This window comes from Clostridium pasteurianum DSM 525 = ATCC 6013, from assembly GCF_000807255.1.
In the GTDB taxonomy this organism is placed as follows: domain Bacteria; phylum Bacillota; class Clostridia; order Clostridiales; family Clostridiaceae; genus Clostridium_I; species Clostridium_I pasteurianum.
Genome location: NZ_CP009268.1, coordinates 3,919,477 through 3,936,777 on the forward strand (window position 1 = coordinate 3,919,477; position 17,301 = coordinate 3,936,777).

Below are 17,301 nucleotides of genomic sequence, written 5' to 3' on the forward strand. Positions count from 1 at the left end.
TTATAGTTCTATAGTACTGATATTAGAATTGTTAATAATAAAATCTACTCCAAATTGACAATGAAACAAGCACAATAATTACTAGTACTGCTATTCCATCTCTAGGATGAAATTTTAGCACTTTCATTCTAGTTCTTCCTTCTCCACCTCTATAACATCGAGCCTCCATAGCCATAGCTAAGTCATCTGCTCTTCTAAAAGAACTTATAAATAATGGTACTAATACTGGTATAAAATTTTTTGCTCTTTGCAATAAATTTCCTGATTCAAATTCTGCTCCTCTTGCCATTTGTGCCTTCATAATCTTATCAGTTTCATCTATAAGTGTTGGAATAAATCTTAATGCTATAGTCATCATCATTGCTAAATCATGTGATGATATTCCTATTCTTTTAAGAGGACTCATTAATTTTTCCAATCCGTCAGTAAGTTCTATAGGTGATGTAGTCAATGTAAGTAATGATGTACCTATAATTAAAAATACCAATCTTAAAATCATAAAACCAGCTATATTAAGACCTTCTCTATAAATCTTAATAATGCCATATTGAAAAATTAAATTTTGTCCTTGAGTCATAAATACATTTAATAAAGCTGTGATAATTAATAGTATAAATATTGGTTTAAGTCCTTTATATATATATATAAATTTCATTTTAGAAGCTAATATAGTTATCCCAATAAATAAAACTACAAATATATATCCAAAATATTGATTTATCAAAAATAAATCAATTATATAAACCATACATAATATTATCTTTATCCTTGGGTCTAATTTATGAATAAAAGAATCCTCTGGTACATATTGCCCAATTGTTATATCTTTAAGCATTTTCACCGCCCCTTAAAATCTTTAAAATATTTGTTTTTGCGTCTTCAACAGTGAAAATATCTTCTGATATATCAAATCCATTTTTTCTTAATTTCTTAATTAAATAAGTTACTTGTGGGACTGCCAATCCGACGCTTTCAAGAGTATTTATCTCTTTAAATACATCACTTGGTTTTCCATCTAAAATACATTTTCCCTTATTCATAACTAGAATTCTACTAGCTACTTTTGCAACATCTTCCATACTATGAGATACCAATATTACTGTCATTCTGTATTCTTTTTGAAGTTTTAGAATTTGCTCTAAAATATCATCTCTACCTTTTGGATCAAGACCCGCAGTAGGTTCATCTAAAATTAAAATTTTAGGTTCCATAGCAACAACTCCAGCTATAGCAACCCTTCTTTTCTGACCTCCGCTTAATTCAAAAGGAGATTTATCTTTAAAAGTCTCATAGTCTAATCCAACTAGATTCATAGCCTTTTTTACACGATTTTTAACTTCATCTTCAGTAAGTTTTAAATTTATTGGTCCATACGCTATATCTTTTTCAATCGTTTCTTCAAAAAGCTGATATTCCGGATACTGAAATACTAATCCAACTTTTTTTCTAATATCAGATAATTTAATATTTTTTAATGTTATATCAAAATTATCTATAATTATTTTACCCTCAGTAGGCTTTAATAATCCATTTATATGTTGTATCAAAGTAGATTTTCCCGATCCTGTATGACCTATTAGTGCAACAAATTCACCATCACTAATATTTATATTGACATTATCTAAAGCTTTTTTTTGAAAAGGCGTACCAGGCATATAAATATGTGTCAAATTATCTATTTTAATCGGCATAATTCATTCACCATCTCATCTATAGTTAATATATCATTCCTTATATCAATGCCACTTTTCCTTAGTTCATATGCAAGTTCAGTCATTTGTGGAACATCTAAACCAATATTTTTCATAATCTCTACTTCTCTAAATACTTCTCTAGGAGATCCTTGCTTTATGATTTTTCCTTTATCCATAACTATTATTCTATCAGCAGCAATTGCTTCCTCCATATAATGAGTTATAAGAATTATAGTCATATTACTATTAGCATTTAAACTTTTTATTGTATTAATAACTTCATTTCTTCCAAGAGGATCTAACATAGCTGTAGACTCATCAAATATTATACATTCTGGCTCCATAGCTAATATACCAGCAATAGCAACTCTCTGTTTTTGGCCTCCCGACAATAGATGGGGTGCATGTTTTCTATAGGCATACATATCTACCTTTTTAAGAGAATTATCAACTCTTCTTCTTATTTCGTCTGGAGTAATTCCTAAATTTTCAGGTCCAAAAGCTACATCTTCTTCCACAATAGTTGCAACTAATTGGTTATCTGGATTTTGAAAAACCATGCCTGCTTTGTTTCTTATAGTCCATACATTATTATCATCTGAAGTATCTAATCCATCAACAATTATATTACCGCTTGTTGGAATCATAAGTGCATTTATATGCTTAGCAAAAGTTGATTTTCCAGATCCATTTCTACCTAATATAACTAAAAATTCTCCTTTAGAAACATTAACATTTATATTATCTAAAGCCAAATTAAATGTTTTAGTCTCAGTATCTTCATATTTATATGTAACATTTCTACATTCTACCATGTTATTTTTCATAATAATACCCCAAAATTTAATAAAATGGGGACTAAGCTAGAATTCTAGTTAATCCCCTTTTCACCTGACTAACTTGGCGTAAATCTCCAATGCACTCTGTACAGCCCTCACACAAAATCAAAAAAAAGATTTTGGCTCTCTACTTGCACTCTGTGAAAGTGATTCGCACCAAATTAAAATTTGGGCTCTCTACTTTTCTTCAAGTGGGAGTTCAACGCCAAGTTAGCCATGCATTTGCAGTTCTAAAATTCAGATGGAGTAAAAGAATTCCCACCTGAATTAAGAACTTGCTTCAATTATACTAATTCTAATATAACTATTTCAGCTCCGTCGCCTCGTCTTGGACCCATTTTCAGTATTCTAGTATATCCGCCATTTCTGTCAACATACTTAGGTGCTACTGTATCAAACAATTCATTAACTACCTTTTCTTCTCTTACAAATGAAAGCACTTGTCTTCTAGAGTGTAAATCCCCTCTTTTTGCAAGAGTAACCATCTTTTCTGCTAAGTTTCTTGTTTCTTTAGCTCTTGTTTCAGTAGTTTCTATTTTACCATATTTCAAAAGACTAGTAACAAGATTTCTTAACATTGCTTTTCTTTGGTCAGTTGGACGACCAAGTTTACGATATCCTGCCATATACTTACCTCCTTACTCTTCACTTTGTTTTAATGATAGTTCCAAAGCTTCAAGCTTTTGTTCAACTTCCTCAAGTGATTTTTTACCTAAATTTCTTACCTTCATCATATCTTCCATAGATCTTTCTGTTAATTCTTGAACCGTATTAATACCAGCTCTCTTTAAACAGTTATAGCTCCTCACTGAAAGATCCAGTTCTTCTATGGTCATTTCAAGTACTTTTTCTTTTTTGTCTTCTTCTTTTTCTACCATAATTTCAACATCATCTGCATGATCTGTTAAAGTCATAAATAATTTAAAATGTTCAATAAGTATTTTAGCTGATAAGCTTATAGCTTCTTCAGGTCTTATAGTTCCATTAGTCCATATTTCAATAGTTAGCTTATCATAGTCAGTTATCTGACCTACTCTTGTATTTTCAACACTAAAATTAACTCTCTTTATTGGTGTATATATTGAATCCACTGGAATAGTTCCTATAGGCATATCTTCTCGTTTATTTCTATTTTGAGTAACATATCCCCTGCCTCTGTTAACTTCAATTTCCATATATAATTTTCCGTCATTATCAAGAGTAGCTATATGTAAATCTTTATTAACAACCTCTACATCTTCATCTGTTTTTATATCTCCAGCAGTAACTTCTCCATTTCCTTCTGAATCAATATAAATAACTTTAGGACCATCACCACTCATCTTCAAAGCTAAAGATTTAATGTTAAGTATTATTTCTGTGACGTCTTCTTTAACACCTTTTATAGTTGAAAATTCATGAAGTACACCTTCTATTTTAATAGAATTGGCTGCAACTCCAGGTAGTGATGAGAGTAAAATTCTTCTGAGGGAATTTCCTAAAGTAATTCCATAACCTCTTTCCAAAGGTTCAATAACAAACTTACCATAAGAACCATCCTCAGTAGATTCTACACATTCAATTTTTGGCTTTTCTATTTCTAACATCTATGACCCTCCTTTATTATAAAGTGGCAACCTATTTGAGGGCAACTGATTCTATGTCAACTATTTGCTATATAACTCAACTATCAATGTTTCATTTACAGGAACATCTATATCTGATCTAGTTGGTTCAGCAATAACTTTTCCTTCGAAGTTTTCTACATTTGAAGTAAGCCAAGCTGGTAACGCTTTAGGATTTTCAACAAACGTTTTGAACTTTTCAGTTCCTCTACTTTTTTCTGATACAGTTATTACATCATTAACACTTAATTTGTATGATGCAATATCTACTTTATGTCCGTTCACTAAAAAGTGACCATGGGTAACTAATTGTCTTGCTTCATTTCTTGAATCTCCATATCCTAATCTATAAACGACATTATCAAGTCTTAATTCAAGAAGTCTTAATAAATTTTCACCTGTTATTCCCTTTATTCTTTCAGACTTTTCATAATAAGTTCTGAATTGTCCTTCTAACACTCCATATATTCTCTTAGCTTTTTGTTTTTCTCTTAATTGAAGTCCATAGTTAGAAAGTTTCTTTCTTCCTTGTCCATGCTGTCCTGGTGCATATCCCCTTCTAGCGAACGCACATTTATCTGTAAAGCATCTATCTCCTTTAAGAAATAGTTTTAACCCTTCTCTTCTGCATAATCTGCAAACTGCTCCAGTATATCTTGCCATTAATTAATTACACCTCCTGTACTCTAAAATTAAACTCTTCTTCTTTTAGGTGGTCTACACCCATTATGAGGAATAGGAGTAACATCTTTTATTAATGTAACTTCTAAACCAGCTGCTTGAAGAGATCTTATAGCAGCTTCTCTACCTGATCCAGGTCCTTTTACATAAACATCAACACTCTTTAAACCATGCTCCATAGCAGCCTTTGCAGCTGTTTCTGCAGCCATCTGTGCAGCAAAAGGAGTGCTTTTTCTTGATCCTCTAAATCCTAATCCACCCGCACTAGACCATGAAAGTGCATTACCAACACTATCAGTTAAAGTTACAATTGAATTATTAAATGTTGACTTTATATGTGCACAGCCATGTTCAATGTTTTTTCTTTCTTTTCTTCTTCTTGTTTTTTTACCTTTTTGAACTGCCATTATCATCCCTCCTTATATTATTTTTTCTTTTTAGCACCTATTGCTCTTTTTGGACCTTTTCTAGTTCTTGCATTTGTTTTAGTTTTTTGTCCTCTTACTGGAAGACCTCTTCTATGTCTTATACCTCTATAACATCCTATTTCTACTAATCTTTTGATATTAAGAGCTACATCTCTTCTTAAATCACCTTCAACTTTGAAGTTCTTATTAATATAATCTCTTATAGCATTAACTTCTTCTTCAGTTAAATCTTTAACTCTAGTATCAGGATTTACATTTGTAGCCTTTAGCACTTCTTGTGATTTTGATAGTCCTATACCAAATATATATGTTAGCCCTATCTCTACTCTTTTTTCCTTTGGTAGATCAACACCAGATATTCTTGCCATTAAAATTTACACCTCCCAGGTATTAATAAATCAAATTTAAAACTAATATTTTAACAATTATATATAAAGTTTTAGGCAATAAAATATTTTTATTGGCAGCCGTCCTAAAACACATTTTAACAACAACTTAAATATTTTTCAACATGTTAGCCTTGTTTTTGTTTATGTTTAGGATTTTCGCAAATAACCATTACTCTTCCTTTTCTTCTGATTATTTTGCATTTCTCACATATAGGCTTAACTGATGGTCTTACTTTCATAGCTAACCCTCCTTATTTTTACTTAGCTCTCCAAGTTATTCTCCCACGACTTAAATCATAGGGTGACAACTCAACTGTTACTTTATCTCCAGGCAATATTCTTATAAAATTCATTCTTAGTTTTCCTGAAATATGTGCTAATATTTTTTGCCCACTTTCAAGTTCAACTTCAAACATAGTATTGGGCAGGGCTTCCAAAACTGTTCCCTGCATTTCAATTACATCATCTTTTGACATAAGGTAATCAAACCTCCTTATTAGTGCATAGTGACTGCAGAAACTTTCTTATCTGAGAATTACTAACTTCTACATCAGACATTAAACATTTTCTAATGTCCTCTGCAACTATTTCGGTAAACATTAAATGTCTGATTTTTTTCTTTTTAGGCTTTTCAACTTTTCTCAAATCACCATCACAAATATAAACATATTCCTTATCTATTATATCCATAATAATAAATTTTCTATCTACATCTCTACCAGCCTTTGAATACACAACTGTACCCAAATAATCTCTATTCATCAGTTCACCTCTGTTGACTAAAAGTAAGTATTTCCGGTCCATCATCCAAAATAGCTACAGTATTTTCATAATGTGATGATAAACTACCATCTTCAGTAACTACTGTCCAATTGTTTGACTTTACACTAACATAATATTCTCCAACATTAACCATAGGTTCTATAGCTAAAACCATACCATGAAGTAATTTAGGGCCTCTATTTGGTCTTCCAAAATTAGGGACTTCTGGTTCCTCATGCATATCTTTTCCGATACCATGACCTACATAATCTCTAACAATAGAATATCCAAAACTTTCTACATAAGTCTGAATAGCTGAAGATATATCTGAAAGTCTATTACCTACAACTGCTTTTTCTACACCTTTAAAAAAGCTATTTCTAGTTATATTTATAAGATCTTTTGCTTTATCAGACACTTTCCCCACTGGAAAAGTTCTAGCTGCATCACCTTGATAGCCATTAAAAATAGCTCCACAATCTATACTTATTATATCACCTTCATGTAATACTCTATCTCTAGATGGAATTCCATGGACAACCTCTTCATTTATTGATGTACATATTGAAGCGGGAAATCCATAGTATCCTTTAAATGATGGAATTGCACTACATGATATTATAAAATCTTCGGCTACTTTATCTAAATCTGCAGTTGTTATTCCAGGTTTTATAACTTCTTCTATTTTCAACAAGGCTTCCTCTACAATATTTCCTGCTCGCCTCATATAGTCAATTTCTTTATCGTTTTTAATTATTATCATTTTTAATTATCTCCCAAAATATCAGAAATACTTTTAAATACCACTTCTATATCTTGGGTACCATCAACAGAATGCATAATTTTTTTATCATCATAATACTCTATTAATGGCTCAGTTTGTTTATTATAAACATCTATTCTTTCTTTGACAGTTTCCTCACTATCATCTTTTCTCTGTATTATATCACTATTACAAGCATCGCATTTTCCTAGAACTTTAGGTGGATTAAACTTAATATGGTAACTAGCACCACATTTTAAGCAAACCCTTCTTCCAGTCATTCTTTCAAGTATACTAGATTCTGGAACCTTGACTAAAAGAACATAATCAATCTTATCTCCTTTTTGGTTAAGGAATAACTCTAAAGCTTCTGCCTGTTTAACAGTTCTTGGAAATCCATCAAGTAAAAATCCATTTTTACAATCTTCATTATCTAATCTATCTTTAATAATATCTATTGTTAATTCATCTGGTACCAATAATCCCTTATCAATGTAACTTTGAGCTTTTACTCCAAGTTCTGTTTTCTCGGATATATTCTTTCTAAATATATCTCCAGTTGATATATGTGGTATGTTATATTTAGTGCTTATTTGCTTTGCTTGAGTTCCTTTTCCTGCTCCTGGAGGACCTAATAGTATAATTTTCATTTAATCATCTCCAAATATTATTATTCACTCAAGAAACCTTCATAATGTTTCATAACTAATTGGGCTTCAATAGCTTTCATAGTTTCAATAGCAACTCCCACCACTATTAATAATCCCGTTCCACCAAAGTATAATCCTTGGAATTTAGTATAGGATTGAAGAATCATTGGAGCTATAGCTATTACTCCTGCAAAAACTCCCCATAATATTGAAACTTTATCAAGTATTTTTTCAATATATCTTGCAGTTTGTTCTCCTGGTCTAATACCTGGAATAAATCCTGAGGATTTATGCATATTCTCTGCCATTTCATCAGGTTTTAAAGTTATCTGTGTATAAAACCAAGTAAAAAATATAATAAATATAAAGCTTGCAGCTGCATATTCCCAACTACCCTGCCTAAAAATACTATATTGTCCAGATACAATAGATTTATATATCCATGAATTTGGCCAAAATTGAACAATTATCATGGGAAACTGCATAACTGCCATAGCAAAAATTATTGCAATAATTGCTGAAGCATTAATATTTATTGGTATATGAGATGATTGACCTTTTAATGCCTTACTGTTAACAGCTTTACCTGCATACTGAACTGGTATACGCCTTTCAGCCAAGCATGCCATTATAACAGCTAAAAACAATGCTAAAATTATTACTATTAATACAGTAATCTGTACAACATCAACAGTACCGGTCTGCTGCAAAGTTATAATTTGATAGATAGTACTTGGAATTCTAGAAACAATGTTTACAAACATTATCAAAGAAATTCCATTTCCTATTCCTTTAACTGTAATCTGTTCTCCTAACCACATTAAAAATACAGAAGCAGTTGTTAATGTTAATGCTATCAAAAACATATTAAGCTTCGAAGTATCTCTAAGAGCTCCTTGACTATTTATTATGGCATACATTGCAAAAGTTTGAAATGCAGCAAGAAATACAGAACTATATCTAGTTAACTTTTGTATTTTCTTTCTGCCTTCTTCACCTTCTTTTTGCATCTGTTCAAGAGATGGAATTGCAATTGTCAAAAGTTGTACAATGATGGATGCATTAATATATGGCATTACACTCATAGAAAATATGCTGAAATTACTAAATGCTCCACCTGACATCAAATCATAAAATCCAGCTAAAGAACCAGATTGTGATGATAAACTTACAAGTTTTGAAGTATCAACTCCTGGTACTGGAATATGTATTCCTATCCTATAAATTATAACTAAAACAAGTGTCCACAATAGTCTTTTCCTTAAATCTGGAACTTTCCAAGCATTACGTAAGGTCGATAACATTTTATACCACCTCTACTTTTCCTCCAGCTGCTTCAATCTTTTCAGCTGCCGCTTTTGAAAATTTATTGACTTTAACAGTTAATTTTTTTGTAATCTCTCCATTACCAAGTATTTTAACTCCATCATTAACTTTTCCTATTACACCCTTTTCAAGCAGCTTTTCTATTGTAACTTCTGTTCCATCATCAAATACATTTAATCTATCTACATTTATGCTAACTATATCTTTAGCAAATATATTTGTAAATCCTCTTTTAGGTAATCTTCTATATAACGGCATTTGACCACCTTCAAATCCTGGTCTTACACCACCGCCAGATCTTGCTTTTTGTCCTTTTTCTCCTTTACCAGCATTCCTTCCAAGACCAGAACCAGTACCTCTACCAATTCTTTTAGGTGCCTTTCTAGAACCTGCTGCTGGCTTTAATTCATGAAGTTTCATAATTTTGCACCTCCTCGTTTTATATTTTAAACTTCTTCTATTTTTAGAAGATAATTAACTTTATTTATCATACCTCTTATTTGAGGAGTATCTTCTTTTTCAACCTTTTTACCAATTTTACGTAGTCCAAGAGCATTAACAGTAGCTATGTGGTCCTTTTTTCTACCAATTAAACTCTTTTGTAATGTTATTGAAAGTTTAGCCATTGTTAACTCCTCCTATCCTAATATTTCTTCAACAGTTTTTCCTCTAAGCTCTGCAATATCTTCTACAGTTCTCAGTCTTGATAAACCATTTATTGTAGCATTTACCACGTTTCTTGCGTTATTGCTTCCTAAAGACTTAGCTCTAACATCTTTTAATCCTGCAAGTTCAAGTACCGCTCTTGAAGGTCCACCAGCTATAACTCCTGTACCTTCACTAGCTGGCATTATAAGAACTTTACCAGTTCCAAATATTCCTTCAATAGCATGTGGAGTAGTCGTTCCTACCATTGCTACTTTAACAATATTCTTTTTAGCATCTTCAATTCCTTTTCTTATAGCTTCAGGTATTTCAACTGATTTTCCTGTTCCTACTCCTACATGACCATTTTCATCTCCAACTACCACTAAGACGCTAAATCTAAAATTTCTTCCGCCCTTTACAACTTTAGCAACTCTATTAATAAATACAACTTTTTCTTTAAGCTCTAATGTACTAGGATCTATTCTCATTTATTTCCCTCCTTCTCTAGAATTCTAAACCTGAAGATCTTGCACCTTCTGCAAGTTCTTGCACTCTTCCATGATATACAAATCCGCCTCTATCAAAAACTATGTTCTTTATACCTTTTTCTATAGCTTTTTTTCCAATAATTTCGCCGACAAGTCTTGCTGCTGCCTTATTGCTTCCTACTCCACCAGAAAAATTTTTATCTTTACTTGAAGCTGAAACAATAGTGTTACCTACAGTATCATCAATTAATTGAGCATATATGTTTTTTTCACTTCTAAAAACTGCAAGTCTTGGTCTTTCAGTAGTACCAAAAATCTTATTACGTACTCTTTTATGACGTTTATTTCTAGCTGCACTTCTATCCTGTTTTTTAAACATATATTTTTTCACTCCTTTCTTATATTACTTACCTGTTTTACCTTCTTTACGTCTTATATGTTCGTCAATATATTTAATACCTTTTCCTTTATAAGGCTCAGGTTTTCTCCAATTTCTTATATCTGCTGCTACAGATCCTACTAATTCTTTATCAATACCTTTTACTGTTATCTTATTCGCATCAGGAGTTTCAAATTGAATACCTTCTACAGAATTTATTTCAACTGGATGTGAATATCCAAGACTTAATATTAATTTATTACCTTTTAATTGTGCTCTATAACCTACACCTACTAATTCAAGTGTTTTAGAAAAACCTTCTGTTACTCCAGTAACCATATTTTGCACTAATGCTCTTGTTAATCCATGAAGTGCTCTATGATTTCTATCTTCACTAGGTCTAGTAACAATTACATTATTATCTTCTACAGCTATTTTAATATCTTTATGCATATTCTTAACAAGTTGACCCTTTGAGCCCTTAACAGTAACAACGTTGTCTGGTGTTACTGAAACAGTTACACCATTAGGTATTACTACAGGCGCTTTTCCTATTCTTGACATAATTACACCTCCTGTTCATCTAACTACCAGATATAGCAGATAACCTCTCCACCTAATCCTAGTTTTCTAGCTTCTTTATCAGTAACTATACCTTTAGAAGTTGATATTACTGCAACTCCTAGTCCATTCAACACTTTAGGAGTTTCCTCTTTTCTACAATAAACTCTAAGACCTGGCTTTGATATTCTTCTAAGTCCAGTTATAACTCTTGTCTTATTTTGGCCATATTTCATTCCAAGTCTTAACATAGGAACTGATCCATCATTATATTCCTCTATATTCCTTATATATCCTTCTTGAAGCATTATATTTACTATTGCTTTCTTTATATTTGAAGAAGGTACTTCTACTACTTCGTGTTTAACTACGTTTGCATTTCTTATACGAGTTAGCAAATCTGCAATTGGGTCTGTCATAACCATGATTTATGCCTCCTTTCATTCAATAACAATTACCAACTTGCTTTCTTACAACCAGGTATTTCACCCTTATAAGCAAGTTCTCTAAAACAAATACGGCAAATACCATATTTTTTTAATACTGCATGTGGTCTTCCACATATTCTACATCTAGTGTAAGCTCTAGTTGAAAATTTCGGTTCTTTTTTCCATTTTTCGATCATCGCCTTACGTGCCACGTTATTCCCTCCTTATTATTGAGCAAATGGCATACCAAGGAATCTCAATAATTCTCTTGCTTCCTCGTCACTTTTTGCTGTAGTAACAAATATTATATCCATACCTCTAACTTTATCTATCTTATCATATTCAACCTCTGGAAATATTAACTGTTCTTTAATTCCTAAAGCATAATTTCCTCTTCCGTCAAATGCTTTACTTGAAATTCCTCTAAAATCTCTAACTCTTGGTAATGCTACATTCATAAGCTTATCTGCAAATTCATACATTTGTTGCTTTCTTAATGTGACTTTACAACCAATTGGCATATTCTCTCTTATCTTAAAATTTGCAATTGATTTCTTAGCTCTAGTTAAAATTGGTTTTTGACCAGTTATTAATTCTAAATCAGCTGTTGCAGATTCTAAAACTTTTGAATTTTCTTTAGCTTCTCCTACACCCATATTAATAACTATCTTTTCCAATTTAGGTATTTCCATAACATTTTTATATCCGAATTTTTCTACTAATGCTGGAATAACTTCTTTTTCATACTTTTCTTTTAGTCTTGCAGTCATTCATTAGCCCTCCTTTCAAAATCTAAAATGTTTCTCCACACTTTTTGCATACTCTTACTTTTGTTCCGTCATCTAATATTTTATTACTTATCCTTGTAGCTGAGTTACATTTTGTACAATAAAGCATAACTTTTGAACTATTAATTGGAGCTTCTTTTTTTATAATTCCACCTTGAACATTAGCCTTATTAGGTTTTTGATGTTTAGTAACAACATTTACATCTTTAATTAATACAGTTGATTTTTTAGGATATACAGCTAAAACCTCTCCTGTTTTACCTTTATCTTTTCCTGAAATAATAACAACTGTATCTGTTTTTCTAACATGAATTTTATTTATTGTCATTTAAAGCCACCTCCTATCTTATAGAACTTCAGGTGCTAGTGATAAAATTTTATTAAATTCTTTATCTCTTAACTCCCTAGCAACAGGTCCGAAAATACGAGTTCCTCTTGGCTGTTTGTCATCTTTTATAACTACAGCCGCATTTTCATCAAATCTTATATATGAACCATCTGCTCTTCTTAAGCCTTTTACAGATCTAACAATTACTGCTTTAACTACTTCACCTTTTTTGACAACACCGCCTGGTGTTGCACTTTTAACGCTAGCAACTATCACATCACCGATGTTTCCCCATTTTCTTTTGGATCCACCTAATACTCTTATGCACATAATTTCTTTCGCACCAGAATTATCTGCTATTTTTAATACAGTTTGCTGTTGTATCATCTAAATACCCTCCTTTCAATTCAAAAGACTATTTAGCCTTTTCAACTATTTCCACAAGTCTCCATCTTTTATCTTTTGATAATGGTCTTGTTTCCATTATTAATACTTTATCATTGATATTAGCCTCATTATTTTCATCATGTGCTTTAAACTTGGTAGTTCTATTAACAGTCTTACCATATAAAGGATGACGAACTTTAGTTTCAACGGCAACTACCACAGTTTTATCCATTTTATCTGAAACAACTTTACCAATTCTTGTCTTTCTATTTCCTCTTTCCACAAGATAACCTCCTTTCAGCTTTACTGTTCAAACGCCCTTAGTTCTTCTTCTCTAAGGATGGTTTTAATCTGGGCTATAGATTTTTTAACTTCTCTTATTCTCATAGGATTTTCAAGTTGACCTGTAGCCAATTGAAACCTAAGTCTAAATAATTCTGCTTTTAAATCAACTAATTGAGTTTGTAAATCTTGAGGAGTCTTTTCTCTTAATTCTTTAGCCTTCATTAATTTCACCACCCATTTCCTCAAAGTCTTTCCTAGTAACAAATTTAGTGCTTACTGGAAGTTTATGTGAAGCAAGTCTCATAGCTTCTCTCGCTTGTGCTTCTGTTACTCCTGATATTTCAAATAGTACTCTACCTGGCTTAACTACTGCAACCCAATATTCTGGTGAACCTTTACCAGAACCCATACGAGTTTCTGCTGGTTTTTCAGTAACTGGCTTATCTGGGAAAATCTTTATCCAAAGTTTTCCTCCTCTTTTAACATATCTATTTATAGCTATTCTGGCAGCTTCAATTTGATTACTTGTTATCCAGCAACATCCTGTAGCTTGTAATCCGTAATCACCATAAGCAATAAAGTTACCCCTTGTTGCTTTACCTTTCATCCTACCACGTTGCACTTTACGACGTTTAACTCTTTTAGGCATTAACATATCGTATTCCTCCTTCCCTATGCGTTTACTTCTTCCTTCTTTTCATTATTCTTTGTAGGAAGAACTTCACCTTTATATACCCATACTTTTACACCGATTTTTCCGTATGTAGTATCTGCTTCTGCAAAACCATAATCTATATCAGCTCTCAAAGTTTGAAGTGGAATTGTTCCTTCATGATACTGCTCAGTTCTTGCTATTTCAGCTCCAGCAAGTCTTCCTGCGCATGCAGTCTTAACACCCTTTACTCCAAATTTCATAGCTCTTTGAATAGTTTGCTTCATAGCTCTTCTAAAAGAAATTCTTCTTTCTAATTGTGATGCTATATTTTCAGCCATAAGTTGAGCATTACTATCTGCATTCTTAACTTCTACAATATTAATAAGAATATTTTTATCAGAAATTAAATTTTTAGCTTCTTTCTTTAAAGCTTCAATACCTTGACCGCCTTTTCCTATAACCATTCCTGGCTTAGCAGTATGTATATTTAGCTTTATTCTTTTTGCTGCTCTTTCAATTTCAACTTTTGAAACTCCTGAATTGTGAAGCTTTTTACTAATAAATTCTCTAATTTTATTATCTTCAACTAAATAATCTGCAAAATTTTTATTATCAGCATACCATTTAGCATTCCAATCTTTTATTACGCCAACTCTTAGTCCATGCGGATTAACTTTTTGTCCCAAACTATTTCCCTCCTTCTTATTCTCTTTCTTTTACAACTAGAGTGATATGACTAGTTCTTTTCTTAATTCTAAATGCTCTTCCCTGTGCATGAGGTCTAAATCTCTTTAAAGTTGAACCCTGACCAGTAAATGCATCAGATACATATAATCTATTAGCATCTAAATTTAAGTTATTTTCAGCATTTGCAACTGCTGATTTTAAGACCTTACTTACAACAACAGCTGCATCCTTTGGAGTATATTGTAATATAGCAAAAGCTTCATTTACATTTTTACCTCTTATTAAATCAAGAACAATACCTATCTTCATTGAAGACATTCTTACATACTTAGCTATTGATCTAGCTTCCATAAATAATTACCTCCCTTCTAAGCTATTTAAGTCTTGATGACTTTTCAGTGTTATCTCCGTGTCCTTTGAAAGTTCTTGTTAGGACGAATTCTCCTAATTTATGTCCAACCATATCTTCACTAACATATACTGGAACATGTTTTCTTCCATCATGAACAGCTATAGTATGACCTACCATCTGTGGAAAAATTGTTGAACTTCTTGACCAAGTCTTTATTACTTTCTTTTCACCACTTTTATTCATTTCATTAATTCTTTTTAAAAGTGCTTCTTGCACAAAAGGTCCTTTTTTTACTGATCTACTCACCTTGTTGGCCTCCCTTCACATAACTTAACTTTAAATTAGAAGAGAATTTTGTTCTCTTCTAATTATTTAGTTTTTCTTCCCTTAATAATAAATCTATCTGAATATTTCTTATTTTTTCTTGTTTTATAACCAAGTGCTGGTTTACCCCATGGTGTAAGAGGTCCTGGATGTCCTACTGGTGATTTACCTTCACCACCACCATGTGGATGGTCATTAGGGTTCATAACAGAACCTCTAACTGTTGGTCTTACGCCCATGTGTCTCTTTCTTCCCGCTTTACCTATATTTACAATTTCATGTGTTAAGTTAGAAACTGTTCCGATAGTAGCTCTACACTCAATTCTTACATATCTCATTTCACCGCTTGGAAGTCTTAATGTTGCATAATCTCCTTCCTTAGCCATAAGCTGAGCACTAGCACCCGCTGATCTAACTAATTGAGCACCTTTTCCTACTGACAATTCAACATTATGAACCACAGTACCTACAGGTATATTTTTAAGTGGTAATGTATTACCTATTTTTATATCTGATTCTGGTCCTGATACAATTGTATCTCCAACTTTTAAACCAACAGGAGCAATTATGTATCTTTTTTCACCATCAATATAAGAAACAAGAGCAATGAATGCAGATCTGTTAGGATCATATTCTATTGTTGATACCTTTGCTGGTATATTATCCTTATTTCTCTTAAAATCAATCAATCTATATTTTTGTTTAGCTCCTCCACCTATGTGGCGAACAGTTATTTTACCCTGAGCATTTCTTCCACCTTTTCTCTTCTTTTCCACAAGAAGAGATTTTTCAGGTACATTTGTTGTAATTTCTTCAAATGTACATACTGTCATATGTCTTCTGGAAGGTGAAGTAGGGTTAAATCCCTTAACTGCCATTTTCTTTTCTCCTCCTTTTTTCGCTTATCTGGTCATCAACCAATACTAGCTTTTTTAACTATTGTAATCCTTCAAAAAACTCAATTGCTTTACTTTCAGCTGTAAGTTTTACAATAGCTTTTTTATAATCAGCTCTTTTACCTACATGTACTCCAACTCTTTTAGTTTTTCCTAATATATTAGCTGTTTTTACATCTTCAACTTTAACTCCAAAGACTTCTTCAACCGCTCTTTTAATCTGGCTTTTATTTGCGTGCACATCAACAGCAAAGGTGTACTTTTTATCTGACATTTCAGCCATACTTTTTTCAGTTATTATTGGTTTTCTTATAATATCATGGCTAGTTAAATTCATTATGCATACACCTCCTCAATTTTTGACACAGCATCCTTAGTTATTATAAAATTATCATATTTCAAAATATCATAAACATTTAGATTATTAGCTGGAATCACTGTAACTCCTTGAATATTTCTAACTGATTTATATACATTTTGATTAGACTCAGCTACAACAATTAAAGCTTTTTTTGAATTGAATGCATTCAATAATTTTACTACTTCTTTTGTCTTTGGAACTTCAAATTCTAAGTCTTCTAAAACAATAATTTCATTTTCTGCCACTTTACTACTAAGTGCAGATTTCATTGCTACTCTTCTCATAGATTTTGGAACTGACATTCTATAATCTCTTGGCTTTGGTGCAAAAACAATTCCACCGTGTATCCATTGTGGAGATCTAATTGAACCCTGTCTTGCTCTACCCGTTCCTTTTTGTCTCCAAGGCTTAATTCCGCCTCCAGAAACCTCTGATCTAGTCTTAGCACTTTGATTTCCTTGTCTTTTATTTGCAAGCAACGCTACTACAACTTGATGTAAAGCATCACTATTTACTTCTGTTCCAAAAACTTCAGATGATAATTCAATATCTCCAACTTTTTTTCCTTCTTTATTAAACAATCCTACTGTAGGCATTC

33 protein-coding genes are annotated in these 17,301 nt (G+C 32.0%); all 33 read right to left on the minus strand.

Annotated features, from left to right (window positions below):
- Window positions 1-31: 31 nt before the first annotated feature.
- The 33 genes from CLPA_RS17710 to rplD all read right to left on the minus strand — a co-directional run bounded on the left by CLPA_RS17710 (window position 32) and on the right by rplD (window position 17,299).
- Window positions 32-835, minus strand: coding sequence for an energy-coupling factor transporter transmembrane component T family protein (locus CLPA_RS17710; protein WP_003448040.1), 804 nt, complete (start codon window positions 833-835; stop codon window positions 32-34).
- Window positions 828-1,691 (minus strand): energy-coupling factor transporter ATPase, encoded by an 864-nt coding sequence (locus CLPA_RS17715; RefSeq protein ID WP_003448039.1) that lies wholly within the window; start codon window positions 1,689-1,691, stop codon window positions 828-830. The genes CLPA_RS17710 and CLPA_RS17715 overlap by 8 nt, the downstream gene beginning before the upstream one ends.
- On the minus strand, window positions 1,676-2,521 hold the full coding sequence (locus CLPA_RS17720; RefSeq protein ID WP_003448038.1) for an energy-coupling factor transporter ATPase: 846 nt from the start codon (window positions 2,519-2,521) through the stop codon (window positions 1,676-1,678). The genes CLPA_RS17715 and CLPA_RS17720 overlap by 16 nt, the downstream gene beginning before the upstream one ends.
- 296 nt (window positions 2,522-2,817) lie before the next feature.
- Window positions 2,818-3,159: a 50S ribosomal protein L17 gene (gene rplQ / locus CLPA_RS17725; RefSeq protein WP_003448037.1), complete on the minus strand. Its 342-nt coding sequence runs from the start codon at window positions 3,157-3,159 to the stop codon at window positions 2,818-2,820.
- Window positions 3,160-3,171: 12 nt separating this feature from the next.
- Entirely contained in the window at window positions 3,172-4,119 is a 948-nt protein-coding gene (locus CLPA_RS17730) for a DNA-directed RNA polymerase subunit alpha (RefSeq protein ID WP_003448036.1), read from the minus strand.
- A 60-nt stretch (window positions 4,120-4,179) separates the two neighbouring features.
- Window positions 4,180-4,800, minus strand: a complete 621-nt coding sequence (gene rpsD / locus CLPA_RS17735; protein ID WP_003448035.1) for a 30S ribosomal protein S4 — start codon at window positions 4,798-4,800, stop codon at window positions 4,180-4,182.
- Window positions 4,801-4,829: 29 nt separating this feature from the next.
- Window positions 4,830-5,225 (minus strand): 30S ribosomal protein S11, encoded by a 396-nt coding sequence (gene rpsK, locus CLPA_RS17740; protein ID WP_003448034.1) that lies wholly within the window; start codon window positions 5,223-5,225, stop codon window positions 4,830-4,832.
- A gap of 17 nt (window positions 5,226-5,242) precedes the next feature.
- Window positions 5,243-5,614 (minus strand): 30S ribosomal protein S13, encoded by a 372-nt coding sequence (gene rpsM / locus CLPA_RS17745; RefSeq protein ID WP_003448033.1) that lies wholly within the window; start codon window positions 5,612-5,614, stop codon window positions 5,243-5,245.
- Window positions 5,615-5,760: 146 nt separating this feature from the next.
- Entirely contained in the window at window positions 5,761-5,874 is a 114-nt protein-coding gene (gene rpmJ / locus CLPA_RS17750) for a 50S ribosomal protein L36 (RefSeq protein WP_003448032.1), read from the minus strand.
- Window positions 5,875-5,892: 18 nt separating this feature from the next.
- Window positions 5,893-6,111 (minus strand): translation initiation factor IF-1, encoded by a 219-nt coding sequence (gene infA, locus CLPA_RS17755; RefSeq protein WP_003448027.1) that lies wholly within the window; start codon window positions 6,109-6,111, stop codon window positions 5,893-5,895.
- Window positions 6,112-6,118: 7 nt separating this feature from the next.
- Window positions 6,119-6,397, minus strand: a complete 279-nt coding sequence (locus CLPA_RS17760) for a KOW domain-containing RNA-binding protein (RefSeq protein ID WP_003448026.1) — start codon at window positions 6,395-6,397, stop codon at window positions 6,119-6,121.
- A 4-nt stretch (window positions 6,398-6,401) separates the two neighbouring features.
- Window positions 6,402-7,160, minus strand: coding sequence for a type I methionyl aminopeptidase (map, locus tag CLPA_RS17765; RefSeq protein WP_003448025.1), 759 nt, complete (start codon window positions 7,158-7,160; stop codon window positions 6,402-6,404).
- A gap of 2 nt (window positions 7,161-7,162) precedes the next feature.
- Window positions 7,163-7,810 (minus strand): adenylate kinase, encoded by a 648-nt coding sequence (locus CLPA_RS17770; RefSeq protein ID WP_003448024.1) that lies wholly within the window; start codon window positions 7,808-7,810, stop codon window positions 7,163-7,165.
- A 20-nt stretch (window positions 7,811-7,830) separates the two neighbouring features.
- Window positions 7,831-9,114 carry a preprotein translocase subunit SecY gene (gene secY, locus CLPA_RS17775; protein WP_003448023.1) on the minus strand — a complete coding sequence of 428 codons (1,284 nt, stop codon included), beginning with the start codon at window positions 9,112-9,114 and terminating at the stop codon, window positions 7,831-7,833.
- Between the two features lies 1 nt (window position 9,115).
- Window positions 9,116-9,556 (minus strand): 50S ribosomal protein L15, encoded by a 441-nt coding sequence (gene rplO / locus CLPA_RS17780; RefSeq protein ID WP_003448015.1) that lies wholly within the window; start codon window positions 9,554-9,556, stop codon window positions 9,116-9,118.
- 26 nt (window positions 9,557-9,582) lie between these two features.
- Complete coding sequence (gene rpmD, locus CLPA_RS17785) at window positions 9,583-9,762, minus strand: 50S ribosomal protein L30 (RefSeq protein WP_003448014.1); 180 nt, start codon at window positions 9,760-9,762, stop codon at window positions 9,583-9,585.
- A gap of 12 nt (window positions 9,763-9,774) precedes the next feature.
- The gene (gene rpsE / locus CLPA_RS17790; protein WP_003448013.1) at window positions 9,775-10,272 is read right to left on the minus strand and encodes a 30S ribosomal protein S5; all 498 of its coding nucleotides are present in this window, start codon (window positions 10,270-10,272) and stop codon (window positions 9,775-9,777) included.
- Between the two features lie 16 nt (window positions 10,273-10,288).
- Window positions 10,289-10,651 (minus strand): 50S ribosomal protein L18, encoded by a 363-nt coding sequence (gene rplR / locus CLPA_RS17795; RefSeq protein WP_003448012.1) that lies wholly within the window; start codon window positions 10,649-10,651, stop codon window positions 10,289-10,291.
- A 24-nt stretch (window positions 10,652-10,675) separates the two neighbouring features.
- Entirely contained in the window at window positions 10,676-11,215 is a 540-nt protein-coding gene (gene rplF, locus CLPA_RS17800) for a 50S ribosomal protein L6 (protein WP_003448011.1), read from the minus strand.
- Between the two features lie 23 nt (window positions 11,216-11,238).
- Complete coding sequence (gene rpsH, locus CLPA_RS17805; RefSeq protein WP_003448010.1) at window positions 11,239-11,637, minus strand: 30S ribosomal protein S8; 399 nt, start codon at window positions 11,635-11,637, stop codon at window positions 11,239-11,241.
- A gap of 29 nt (window positions 11,638-11,666) precedes the next feature.
- Window positions 11,667-11,852 carry a type Z 30S ribosomal protein S14 gene (locus CLPA_RS17810; protein ID WP_003448009.1) on the minus strand — a complete coding sequence of 62 codons (186 nt, stop codon included), beginning with the start codon at window positions 11,850-11,852 and terminating at the stop codon, window positions 11,667-11,669.
- 15 nt (window positions 11,853-11,867) lie between these two features.
- The gene (gene rplE / locus CLPA_RS17815) at window positions 11,868-12,410 is read right to left on the minus strand and encodes a 50S ribosomal protein L5 (RefSeq protein WP_003448007.1); all 543 of its coding nucleotides are present in this window, start codon (window positions 12,408-12,410) and stop codon (window positions 11,868-11,870) included.
- A gap of 22 nt (window positions 12,411-12,432) precedes the next feature.
- Window positions 12,433-12,756, minus strand: a complete 324-nt coding sequence (rplX, locus tag CLPA_RS17820; protein WP_003448006.1) for a 50S ribosomal protein L24 — start codon at window positions 12,754-12,756, stop codon at window positions 12,433-12,435.
- Between the two features lie 18 nt (window positions 12,757-12,774).
- Window positions 12,775-13,143, minus strand: coding sequence for a 50S ribosomal protein L14 (gene rplN, locus CLPA_RS17825; protein WP_003448004.1), 369 nt, complete (start codon window positions 13,141-13,143; stop codon window positions 12,775-12,777).
- A 28-nt stretch (window positions 13,144-13,171) separates the two neighbouring features.
- Window positions 13,172-13,426 carry a 30S ribosomal protein S17 gene (gene rpsQ, locus CLPA_RS17830; protein ID WP_003448002.1) on the minus strand — a complete coding sequence of 85 codons (255 nt, stop codon included), beginning with the start codon at window positions 13,424-13,426 and terminating at the stop codon, window positions 13,172-13,174.
- 20 nt (window positions 13,427-13,446) lie between these two features.
- On the minus strand, window positions 13,447-13,650 hold the full coding sequence (gene rpmC, locus CLPA_RS17835) for a 50S ribosomal protein L29 (RefSeq protein WP_003448001.1): 204 nt from the start codon (window positions 13,648-13,650) through the stop codon (window positions 13,447-13,449).
- Window positions 13,640-14,083 carry a 50S ribosomal protein L16 gene (rplP, locus tag CLPA_RS17840; RefSeq protein WP_003447998.1) on the minus strand — a complete coding sequence of 148 codons (444 nt, stop codon included), beginning with the start codon at window positions 14,081-14,083 and terminating at the stop codon, window positions 13,640-13,642. Before rplP ends, rpmC begins: the two co-directional genes overlap by 11 nt.
- Window positions 14,084-14,100: 17 nt before the next feature.
- Window positions 14,101-14,769, minus strand: a complete 669-nt coding sequence (gene rpsC / locus CLPA_RS17845; RefSeq protein WP_003447996.1) for a 30S ribosomal protein S3 — start codon at window positions 14,767-14,769, stop codon at window positions 14,101-14,103.
- Between the two features lie 16 nt (window positions 14,770-14,785).
- Window positions 14,786-15,121, minus strand: a complete 336-nt coding sequence (gene rplV / locus CLPA_RS17850; protein ID WP_003447995.1) for a 50S ribosomal protein L22 — start codon at window positions 15,119-15,121, stop codon at window positions 14,786-14,788.
- 22 nt (window positions 15,122-15,143) lie between these two features.
- Complete coding sequence (gene rpsS / locus CLPA_RS17855) at window positions 15,144-15,428, minus strand: 30S ribosomal protein S19 (RefSeq protein ID WP_003447994.1); 285 nt, start codon at window positions 15,426-15,428, stop codon at window positions 15,144-15,146.
- A gap of 62 nt (window positions 15,429-15,490) precedes the next feature.
- Complete coding sequence (gene rplB, locus CLPA_RS17860; RefSeq protein ID WP_003447993.1) at window positions 15,491-16,324, minus strand: 50S ribosomal protein L2; 834 nt, start codon at window positions 16,322-16,324, stop codon at window positions 15,491-15,493.
- 58 nt (window positions 16,325-16,382) lie between these two features.
- Window positions 16,383-16,679, minus strand: a complete 297-nt coding sequence (gene rplW / locus CLPA_RS17865) for a 50S ribosomal protein L23 (protein ID WP_003447992.1) — start codon at window positions 16,677-16,679, stop codon at window positions 16,383-16,385.
- Window positions 16,679-17,299 carry a 50S ribosomal protein L4 gene (gene rplD, locus CLPA_RS17870; RefSeq protein WP_003447991.1) on the minus strand — a complete coding sequence of 207 codons (621 nt, stop codon included), beginning with the start codon at window positions 17,297-17,299 and terminating at the stop codon, window positions 16,679-16,681. The genes rplW and rplD overlap by 1 nt, the downstream gene beginning before the upstream one ends.
- Between the last annotated feature and the right edge of the window lie 2 nt (window positions 17,300-17,301).

What these genes read in the sequence shown, in the direction of transcription:
- CLPA_RS17710 (WP_003448040.1), bottom strand. Translation starts at nt 835, where the DNA reads ATGCTTAAAGATATAACAATTGGGCAATATGTACCAGAGGATTCTTTT.
- CLPA_RS17715 (WP_003448039.1), bottom strand. Translation starts at nt 1,691, where the DNA reads ATGCCGATTAAAATAGATAATTTGACACATATTTATATGCCTGGTACG.
- CLPA_RS17720 (WP_003448038.1), bottom strand. Translation starts at nt 2,521, where the DNA reads ATGAAAAATAACATGGTAGAATGTAGAAATGTTACATATAAATATGAA.
- rplQ (WP_003448037.1), bottom strand. Translation starts at nt 3,159, where the DNA reads ATGGCAGGATATCGTAAACTTGGTCGTCCAACTGACCAAAGAAAAGCA.
- CLPA_RS17730 (WP_003448036.1), bottom strand. Translation starts at nt 4,119, where the DNA reads ATGTTAGAAATAGAAAAGCCAAAAATTGAATGTGTAGAATCTACTGAG.
- rpsD (WP_003448035.1), bottom strand. Translation starts at nt 4,800, where the DNA reads ATGGCAAGATATACTGGAGCAGTTTGCAGATTATGCAGAAGAGAAGGG.
- rpsK (WP_003448034.1), bottom strand. Translation starts at nt 5,225, where the DNA reads ATGGCAGTTCAAAAAGGTAAAAAAACAAGAAGAAGAAAAGAAAGAAAA.
- rpsM (WP_003448033.1), bottom strand. Translation starts at nt 5,614, where the DNA reads ATGGCAAGAATATCTGGTGTTGATCTACCAAAGGAAAAAAGAGTAGAG.
- rpmJ (WP_003448032.1), bottom strand. Translation starts at nt 5,874, where the DNA reads ATGAAAGTAAGACCATCAGTTAAGCCTATATGTGAGAAATGCAAAATA.
- infA (WP_003448027.1), bottom strand. Translation starts at nt 6,111, where the DNA reads ATGTCAAAAGATGATGTAATTGAAATGCAGGGAACAGTTTTGGAAGCC.
- CLPA_RS17760 (WP_003448026.1), bottom strand. Translation starts at nt 6,397, where the DNA reads ATGAATAGAGATTATTTGGGTACAGTTGTGTATTCAAAGGCTGGTAGA.
- map (WP_003448025.1), bottom strand. Translation starts at nt 7,160, where the DNA reads ATGATAATAATTAAAAACGATAAAGAAATTGACTATATGAGGCGAGCA.
- CLPA_RS17770 (WP_003448024.1), bottom strand. Translation starts at nt 7,810, where the DNA reads ATGAAAATTATACTATTAGGTCCTCCAGGAGCAGGAAAAGGAACTCAA.
- secY (WP_003448023.1), bottom strand. Translation starts at nt 9,114, where the DNA reads ATGTTATCGACCTTACGTAATGCTTGGAAAGTTCCAGATTTAAGGAAA.
- rplO (WP_003448015.1), bottom strand. Translation starts at nt 9,556, where the DNA reads ATGAAACTTCATGAATTAAAGCCAGCAGCAGGTTCTAGAAAGGCACCT.
- rpmD (WP_003448014.1), bottom strand. Translation starts at nt 9,762, where the DNA reads ATGGCTAAACTTTCAATAACATTACAAAAGAGTTTAATTGGTAGAAAA.
- rpsE (WP_003448013.1), bottom strand. Translation starts at nt 10,272, where the DNA reads ATGAGAATAGATCCTAGTACATTAGAGCTTAAAGAAAAAGTTGTATTT.
- rplR (WP_003448012.1), bottom strand. Translation starts at nt 10,651, where the DNA reads ATGTTTAAAAAACAGGATAGAAGTGCAGCTAGAAATAAACGTCATAAA.
- rplF (WP_003448011.1), bottom strand. Translation starts at nt 11,215, where the DNA reads ATGTCAAGAATAGGAAAAGCGCCTGTAGTAATACCTAATGGTGTAACT.
- rpsH (WP_003448010.1), bottom strand. Translation starts at nt 11,637, where the DNA reads ATGGTTATGACAGACCCAATTGCAGATTTGCTAACTCGTATAAGAAAT.
- rplE (WP_003448007.1), bottom strand. Translation starts at nt 12,410, where the DNA reads ATGACTGCAAGACTAAAAGAAAAGTATGAAAAAGAAGTTATTCCAGCA.
- rplX (WP_003448006.1), bottom strand. Translation starts at nt 12,756, where the DNA reads ATGACAATAAATAAAATTCATGTTAGAAAAACAGATACAGTTGTTATT.
- rplN (WP_003448004.1), bottom strand. Translation starts at nt 13,143, where the DNA reads ATGATACAACAGCAAACTGTATTAAAAATAGCAGATAATTCTGGTGCG.
- rpmC (WP_003448001.1), bottom strand. Translation starts at nt 13,650, where the DNA reads ATGAAGGCTAAAGAATTAAGAGAAAAGACTCCTCAAGATTTACAAACT.
- rplP (WP_003447998.1), bottom strand. Translation starts at nt 14,083, where the DNA reads ATGTTAATGCCTAAAAGAGTTAAACGTCGTAAAGTGCAACGTGGTAGG.
- rplV (WP_003447995.1), bottom strand. Translation starts at nt 15,121, where the DNA reads ATGGAAGCTAGATCAATAGCTAAGTATGTAAGAATGTCTTCAATGAAG.
- rplB (WP_003447993.1), bottom strand. Translation starts at nt 16,324, where the DNA reads ATGGCAGTTAAGGGATTTAACCCTACTTCACCTTCCAGAAGACATATG.
- rplW (WP_003447992.1), bottom strand. Translation starts at nt 16,679, where the DNA reads ATGAATTTAACTAGCCATGATATTATAAGAAAACCAATAATAACTGAA.
- rplD (WP_003447991.1), bottom strand. Translation starts at nt 17,299, where the DNA reads ATGCCTACAGTAGGATTGTTTAATAAAGAAGGAAAAAAAGTTGGAGAT.